Origin of the sequence: Piscinibacter sp. (genome assembly GCF_050175855.1) — a bacterium.
Taxonomy (GTDB): Bacteria; Pseudomonadota; Gammaproteobacteria; order Burkholderiales; family Burkholderiaceae_C; genus Piscinibacter.
This window is the reverse complement of record NZ_JBFXIO010000152.1, coordinates 1-6,830: the sequence shown is the minus strand read 5'-3', so window position 1 is coordinate 6,830 and position 6,830 is coordinate 1. Positions and strand designations below refer to the sequence as shown.

The 6,830-nt window shown below is 69.9% G+C and carries 8 protein-coding genes and 1 tRNA gene; 5 read left to right on the top strand and 4 right to left on the bottom strand.

Going from position 1 to position 6,830, the window contains the following annotated elements:
• From AB7U92_RS13070 to AB7U92_RS13060, 3 genes are all read right to left on the bottom strand, one after another.
• Nucleotides 1–1,057, bottom strand: a 1,057-nt coding sequence (locus AB7U92_RS13070; RefSeq protein ID WP_428577330.1) for a PAS domain-containing protein, incomplete at its 3' end; no start/stop codon positions are given.
• An 18-nt stretch (nt 1,058–1,075) separates the two neighbouring features.
• Nucleotides 1,076–1,312 (bottom strand): PP0621 family protein, encoded by a 237-nt coding sequence (locus AB7U92_RS13065; protein ID WP_428577328.1) that lies wholly within the window; start codon nt 1,310–1,312, stop codon nt 1,076–1,078.
• A gap of 3 nt (nt 1,313–1,315) precedes the next feature.
• A complete protein-coding gene (locus tag AB7U92_RS13060; protein ID WP_428577325.1) occupies nt 1,316–2,131 on the bottom strand; it encodes a cytochrome C assembly family protein in 816 nt (271 codons plus the stop codon).
• 47 nt (nt 2,132–2,178) lie between these two features.
• Between AB7U92_RS13060 and ffh the strand changes: the two genes are divergently transcribed.
• Both ffh and AB7U92_RS13050 read left to right on the top strand, forming a co-directional pair.
• Nucleotides 2,179–3,552: a signal recognition particle protein gene (gene ffh, locus AB7U92_RS13055; protein WP_428577323.1), complete on the top strand. Its 1,374-nt coding sequence runs from the start codon at nt 2,179–2,181 to the stop codon at nt 3,550–3,552.
• A 76-nt stretch (nt 3,553–3,628) separates the two neighbouring features.
• Nucleotides 3,629–4,336 carry a DUF2726 domain-containing protein gene (locus tag AB7U92_RS13050; RefSeq protein ID WP_428577320.1) on the top strand — a complete coding sequence of 236 codons (708 nt, stop codon included), beginning with the start codon at nt 3,629–3,631 and terminating at the stop codon, nt 4,334–4,336.
• Nucleotides 4,337–4,345: 9 nt separating this feature from the next.
• On the opposite strand, the gene ftsY is transcribed toward AB7U92_RS13050, so the two are convergent.
• Nucleotides 4,346–5,368, bottom strand: a complete 1,023-nt coding sequence (ftsY, locus tag AB7U92_RS13045) for a signal recognition particle-docking protein FtsY (RefSeq protein ID WP_428577318.1) — start codon at nt 5,366–5,368, stop codon at nt 4,346–4,348.
• Between the two features lie 64 nt (nt 5,369–5,432).
• Here ftsY and AB7U92_RS13040 point away from each other — a divergent pair.
• The 3 genes from AB7U92_RS13040 to miaB form a co-directional block, all read left to right on the top strand.
• Nucleotides 5,433–5,509 (top strand) — tRNA-Met (locus AB7U92_RS13040).
• Between the two features lie 85 nt (nt 5,510–5,594).
• Nucleotides 5,595–5,975: a hypothetical protein gene (locus tag AB7U92_RS13035; RefSeq protein ID WP_428577316.1), complete on the top strand. Its 381-nt coding sequence runs from the start codon at nt 5,595–5,597 to the stop codon at nt 5,973–5,975.
• An 11-nt stretch (nt 5,976–5,986) separates the two neighbouring features.
• The coding region (gene miaB / locus AB7U92_RS13030) for a tRNA (N6-isopentenyl adenosine(37)-C2)-methylthiotransferase MiaB (protein ID WP_428577313.1) at nt 5,987–6,830 on the top strand (844 nt) is incomplete at its 3' end.

Here is a 6,830-nt window from a genome sequence, read left to right as displayed (position 1 = left end):
TGGATCCGGCTTCGAACTGCAGCGCCACGTCGCGCCCCGCTTCCGGCCAGCTCGACTCGACGAACGCCTGCTCCACGGTGCGCACCAGCCCCGACCAGGCCTCGACACCGCGGAGCTGGAACGGCGCCGGCCGGCTCATGCCGGTGGGCGCGAGCAGCCTTCGCGCCGCCGGGTTGGCGGCGCGCACGCGCCCGCGACGGTCGACGACCAGGATGCCGTCCTGCATCTCCTCGATCACCAGCCGGTTCAAGGCGGCCTGCTGGCGCGCCATCTCCATGTTGCCGCGTGCACTCAGCTCCTCGCGGGCCAGGCGCCCGGCCAGCTCGCCGGCCAGTACGGTGATGACGAAGAAGCCGCTGCCCGCGAGGGCGGCCTGGGTCAGCAGTTGCGTCAGGTTGGTTCCGCTCAGGCCGTCGATCCAGGCCGTGACCAGCAGCATGATGGCCACCACGGCGGCGGTGGCCAACGCCAGCGGCCGCGGCGTGAGCACGCCAGCCATCAGCACCGGAAGCACCAGGAGGGCGACGTAGTTCAGGCTCGAGCCCGGCGCGAGCATGTGCAACGCGCTGAAGGTCAGCAGGTCGACGCCGATGGTGCTCAGCCACGGCGCGCCGAAGATCCTCGCCAGCGCCTTGGGCTCCACCGTGCGCCGGCGCGGCAGCAGCCACAGGATGAGCGCCAGCGTGCCGTAGGCCACGCTGATCAGCGCCGCTTCCAGCGAGGGCCGCGCGCCGAACAGCCCGGTGATCGCCTGCGCCAGCACCAGCGCCACCCCGAGCGCCGCGCGCGCGCCGATGAAGGTACGGTAGATGCGGTCGAAGGCCGTCTGGCCGGCGCTGACGATACGCTCGGCCTGGCGCGAGAACAGGCGCGAGTCCAGCGACGATGTCTTCGGCGAGGGCGTCTCCACCGCCGCCGCCGCCGTGTCGTCGGGCGAGACCTGCGTGTCCTCGGCCGACCCGAAGGCGCCGAACCAGGACTCGTCGGCCGTGGGTGCGCGCCTCGGCTGGCGTCGTTCGCCCTGCCGGCGTTCGCGCTGGCGCGGCGACTCGCTCATCGTATGGGCCGGTCCATCTCAGCCGGACGGATGCTGCTTCTCGTACTCGGCCCGATGGGCCTCGCCGCAGAACACACCGCCCCGGCCGGGCAGGGCCTCGTGTGCCGGCAGGTGCACGCCGCAATGCTTGCAGGCCACCATCGGCTGCACGCCGACATCGCGCTGCGGCTTTGCAGGCGGCGCCTCACGGCGACGCGCGCCGCGGATCAGCCAGATCAGGGCCACGATGGCCAGCACCAGCAGCAGGTACTTCATCGCTCAGCCCGGTGCTCTCTGCAGGACGATCTCGAGCACGAAGCGCGAGCCCACGTAGGCCAGCAGCAGCAGTGCCGCGCCGCCGTACAGCCAGCGCGTGGCCAGGGGCCCGCGCCAGCCGAAGGCGCGCCGCCCCGCCAGCAGCGCGGCGAACACCACCCAGCCCAGCATCGAGAACACCGTCTTGTGGTCCCAGCGCCACGGCTGGGCATACCAGGCGCCCAGCAGCAGCGCTGCCGATAGCACGACGAACCCCGCACCCACGAAGCGGAAGGTCAGCCGCTCCAGGCGCAGCAGCGGCATGCCGGTGGGCGCCCCTGCCGCGCGCTGGCGCATCTGCTGTTCGACACGATTGAGCATCGCGCCGTGCAGCACGGCCGCCCCGAACAGACCGTACGACGCGATCCCCAGCACCCAGTGCAGCGGCGCCCAGCGCGATAGCGCGTGCGGCCGCAGCTCGCCGGGGAAGAGGAAGGCCAGCAGTACCACCGCGGCCCCCAAGAGGGCGAGCGCCCGGCGTACGCCACCCAGCGGCAGGAAGCGGCTCTCCACCGCGTACACCGCCAGCACCAGCCACATGGTCACCGACAGCGCCGGTGCGAACCCGAAACGCGCACCGGCCGTGGCCGCGCCCAGGCCCGTGATGTCGGCGAGGATGGCCAGCGCATGGGCGATCCAGCCCGCGAGCAGGGTGCCGCGGACGGCGGCTTCACGCTCCGCGGGCACGACCGCCGCGGCCGCGTAGGCGAGCAGCGCCACCAGTGTCGGCAGGCCCAGCGCCCATCCCATCGCCCCGTCGGGGCCGAACGATAAAATCATCCGCACAGTGTACTTTCGCGCCCCGGGTTCACCGGCTGCGCCGCCCCATGGCCTCCACCCTCACCGAACGCCTGAGTCGCGCCGTCAAGACGATGCGCGGCCAGGCCCGCATCACCGAGAGCAACGTGCAGGAGATGCTGCGCGAGGTGCGCATGGCGCTGCTCGAGGCCGACGTCGCGCTGCCGGTGGTGCGCGACTTCATCGCCCGGGTGAAGGACAAGGCGCTGGGCGCCGAGGTGGTGGGGTCGCTCACGCCGGGTCAGGCGCTGGTGGGCATCGTCAACCGCGAGCTGGCGGCAACGATGGGCGACGGCGTGGCGGACATCAACCTCGCCGCGCAGCCCCCGGCGGTGATCCTGATGGCCGGCCTGCAGGGCGCGGGCAAGACCACCACCACCGCCAAGCTCGCGAAGCACCTGATCGAGAAGCGCAAGAAGAAGGTGCTCACGGTCTCGGCCGACGTGTACCGCCCGGCCGCCATCGAGCAGCTCAAGACGGTCACCCGGCAAGCCGGCGCCGAGTGGTTTCCGTCGGCTGCCACCGACAAGCCGCTGGACATCGCCCGCGCAGCGCTCGACCACGCGCGCCGCCACTATGTCGACGTGCTGCTGGTCGACACCGCCGGCCGGCTGGCGATCGACGAGGCGCTGATGAAGGAGATCGCCGAGCTGCATGCCGCCCTCGACCCGGTCGAGACGCTGTTCGTCGTCGACGCGATGCAGGGCCAGGACGCGATCAACACCGCGAAGGCGTTCAGGGAGGCTCTGCCGCTGACCGGCATCGTGCTGACCAAGATGGACGGCGATTCGCGCGGCGGCGCGGCGCTGTCGGTGCGGCAGATCACCGGCGCGCCGATCAAGTTCGCCGGCACCAGCGAGAAGATCGACGGGCTGGAGGTCTTCGACGCCCAGCGCCACGCCGGCCGCATCCTCGGCATGGGCGACATCGTCGCGCTGGTCGAGGAGGTGCAGAAGGGCGTCGACATCGCCGCCGCGCAGAAGCTCGCCGAGAAGGTCAAGGCCGGCGACGGCTTCGACCTCAACGACTTCCTGATGCAGATCTCGCAGATGAAGAAGATGGGCGGCCTGTCCGGACTGATGGACAAGCTGCCGACGCAGCTCACTGGTGGCAAGACGCCGAACATCGGCCAGTCCGACATGGACCGCGCCGAGCGCGACGTGCGCCGCATGGAAGGCATCATCTGCTCGATGACGCCGCTCGAGCGCCGCAAACCCGAGCTGATCAAGGCCACGCGCAAGCGCCGCATCGCAGCTGGGGCCGGCGTGCAGGTTCAGGACGTCAACCGCCTGCTCAACCAGTTCGAGCAGATGCAGGGCATGATGAAAAAGATGAAGGGCGGCGGCCTGATGAAGATGATGAAGCGCATGGGCGGCATGAAGCTGCCCGGCGGACCGCGCTGAGCGTTCCCCGCCGTGACCTCGTCGCCGTCAGACGCTATGCTGCGTCGCTTCGCGAACACTTCGACGGGACTCACTGATGCCTGACTGGCTTCTCGCGCTGGTGGTGGTGTCGGTCGTGGCGCTGATCGCCGTGGCCGTGCTGCGCGGCCGATCCGCATCGCCCCGACGCGGCGAGGAACGCCGCCTCGACACGGTGGCCGCCTGGCCGCCCGCGGCCACGCGCATCCTCACCAGCGCCGAGCGCCAAGCCTACGGCACGCTCGAGCGCGCCCTGCCCGGCTACATGATCCTCGCGCAGGTACCGCTGGCGCGCTTCCTGAAGGTGCCGACGCGCAACTCCTACACCGAGTGGCTGCGGCGCATGGGCACACAGTGCGCCGACCTGGTCGTCTGCGACATGGCCTCGGAGGTGTTGGCGGTCATCAACGTGCAGCCGCCGGCCGGCTCGGAGAGCGAACGGGCCCGCAAACGGCTCAATCGCATGGGCCGTGTGCTCAAGGCCGCCGGGATCCCGATGCACGTCTGGACCGACAACGCCCTGCCCTCGGCCGAGGCGGCGCGCGAGATGATCATGCCGCGGCCTGCCGGCCCAGTGGCCGCGGCGAGTTCGCCCGTCGCCGACACGCGCATCCGAGCGACGCGCCCGACGCCCTTCGACGAGGAGGGCCGCGACGAGTCGCAGGACGAACGCATCGAGGTGCGCGAGCCGCCGCCGTCGACCTGGTTCGACGAGTTCAACTCAGGTCCGGCGCCGCTGGGCGGCGGCGACAAGCCGCCGCGTTGAACGAGCAGCTCAGCCGAGCAAGGCCTGCGCGAACTCGCGCGCGTCGAAGGTCTGAAGGTCCTCGAGCTTCTCGCCCACGCCGATGAAGTAGACCGGCAGCGGCTGATTGCGGTTGCGGCCCCACAGCGCCAATGCCGCCAGCACGCCGCCTTTGGCGGTGCCGTCGAGCTTGGTGATCACCACGCCGGTCAGGCCGAGCGCCGCATCGAAGGCCTGCACCTGCGACAGCGCGTTCTGGCCGGTGTTGCCGTCGACGACCAGCAGCACCTCGTGCGGCGCGCCTTCCTGCGCCTTGGCGATGGTGCGGCGGATCTTCTTCAGTTCCTCCATCAGGTGCGCCTGCGTGGTCAGCCGGCCGGCGGTGTCGGCGATCACCACGTCGCAGCCACGCGCCTTGCCCGCCACCACGGCGTCGAAAGTCACCGCCGCCGGGTCACCGCCTTCCTGGCTGACGATCTCCACCCGGTTGCGGTCGGCCCAGACGAGAAGCTGTTCGCGCGCTGCGGCGCGGAAGGTGTCGGCCGCAGCCAGCAGCACCTTCTGGTCGGCCTCGGCCAGATGGCGGGTGAGCTTGCCGATGCTGGTAGTCTTGCCCGCGCCATTGACCCCCACCACCATGATCACCGTCGGCGTGTGCTCGCCCACGCGCAGCGGTCGCTGCAGCGGCGCGAGCAGTTCGGCCACCGCGTCGGCCAGCAGCGCCTTCACGGCGACCGGCTCGGTGGCCTTGGCGTCCTTGACGCGCCGCTTCAGGTCGTCGAGCAGGAACTGCGTGGCCTGCACGCCGGCATCGGCCATCAGCAGCGCCGCCTCCAGTTCCTCGTAGAGCGCATCGTCGATGCGCGTGCCGGTGAACACCTGCGCGATGCCGCTGCCGGTGCGGCGCAGGCCCTGGCGCAGCTTGTCGAGCCAGCCGCGGCGCTCGGTGGGCTGCGGTGGCTGAGCGGCCGGCTCGGCCGAGGCCGGCGCTTCAGGTGCGGCTAGAGCGGGCGTGGGCGCGGCTGTGGCCTTTTTCTTGAAGAAGCTGAACATCAGGGAAACTCGGAACAGGGGCCGCGCGAGCGGGATTCGGAGCCGCGTTATACTCGCGGGCTCAGGCGCTTTAGCTCAGTCGGTTAGAGCGACGGAATCATAATCCGCAGGTCCGGGGTTCGAATCCCTGAAGCGCCACCAGAATCCTCCGAACGGCTCCTCGTCTGACCCAGACCGGGAGCCGTTTCGGTTTCTTCCCTTCCACGACAGCCACTGGATCCACACCATGTACCGCTGTTTCGTCGCCTTCCTCGCCTCGCTGCTGTTGGCCGGGGCTGCCTCGGCGCAGAGCCTGCGCGCCTTCAAGCCCGATGCCCTGCGCGGCACGATCGAGATCCTGCAGTCACCCGAAGTGGCCTTGAACGGCAAGCCGGCGCGCCTGGCGGCCAGCGCACGCATCTTCGGGCCGGACAACCTGATCAAGATGCCGGCGTCGCTGCCGCGGCAGAAGCTGGTGGTCAACTACACGCTCGACGGGCAAGGCTTCGTGCGCGACGTCTGGATCCTGACCGCGAGCGAAGCCGGGAAGAAGCCCTGGCCGACCACGCCTGCCGAGGCGCGAGCCTGGCGCTTCGACGCGGTCTCCCAGGTCTGGATCAAGCCCTGAAGGAGCGCGGCATGAGCGCCACCGCGGGCAAGAAGGTCTTCGTCAAGACCTTCGGCTGCCAGATGAACGAGTACGACTCCGACAAGATGGTCGACGTGCTCCAGGCGGCCGAGGGCTACGAGCCCACCACCAATGTCGACGAAGCCGACCTGATCCTCTTCAACACCTGCTCGGTGCGCGAGAAGGCGCAGGAGAAGGTGTTCAGCGACCTCGGTCGCATCAAGCATCTGAAGGCCAAGGGCGTGCTGATCGGCGTGGGCGGTTGCGTCGCCAGCCAGGAAGGCGCCGCGATCATCGAACGCGCGCCCTATGTCGACGTCGTTTTCGGCCCGCAGACGCTGCACCGCTTGCCCGAGATGCTGGCGCGGCGCTCGCAGCAGCGACGCCCGCAGGTCGACATCAGCTTCCCGGAGATCGAGAAGTTCGACCACCTGCCGCCGCCGCGCAAGGAAGGCGCCAGCGCCTTCGTGTCGATCATGGAAGGCTGCTCGAAGTACTGCAGCTACTGCGTGGTGCCCTACACGCGCGGCGAAGAGGTCTCGCGTCCGTTCGACGACGTGCTGACCGAGGTCGCCGGCCTGGCCGACCAGGGCGTCAGGGAAGTGACGCTGCTCGGCCAGAACGTCAACGCCTATCGCGGCGCGATGGGCAGCAGCGGCGAGATCGCCGATTTCGCCTTGCTGATCGAGTACGTGGCCGAGATCCCCGGCATCGAGCGCATCCGCTACTCCACCAGCCACCCGAACGAGTTCACCCAGCGCCTCATCGACGTGTATGGCCGCGTGCCGCAGCTGGTGAACCACCTTCACCTGCCGGTGCAGCATGGCAGCGACCGCATCCTGATGGCGATGAAGC

Excerpts from the sequence above, each read along its gene's own strand:
- AB7U92_RS13065 (WP_428577328.1), bottom strand. The coding sequence starts at position 1,312 with ATGAAGTACCTGCTGCTGGTGCTGGCCATCGTGGCCCTGATCTGGCTG.
- AB7U92_RS13060 (WP_428577325.1), bottom strand. The coding sequence starts at position 2,131 with ATGATTTTATCGTTCGGCCCCGACGGGGCGATGGGATGGGCGCTGGGC.
- ffh (WP_428577323.1), top strand. The coding sequence starts at position 2,179 with ATGGCCTCCACCCTCACCGAACGCCTGAGTCGCGCCGTCAAGACGATG.
- AB7U92_RS13050 (WP_428577320.1), top strand. The coding sequence starts at position 3,629 with ATGCCTGACTGGCTTCTCGCGCTGGTGGTGGTGTCGGTCGTGGCGCTG.
- ftsY (WP_428577318.1), bottom strand. The coding sequence starts at position 5,368 with ATGTTCAGCTTCTTCAAGAAAAAGGCCACAGCCGCGCCCACGCCCGCT.
- AB7U92_RS13035 (WP_428577316.1), top strand. The coding sequence starts at position 5,595 with ATGTACCGCTGTTTCGTCGCCTTCCTCGCCTCGCTGCTGTTGGCCGGG.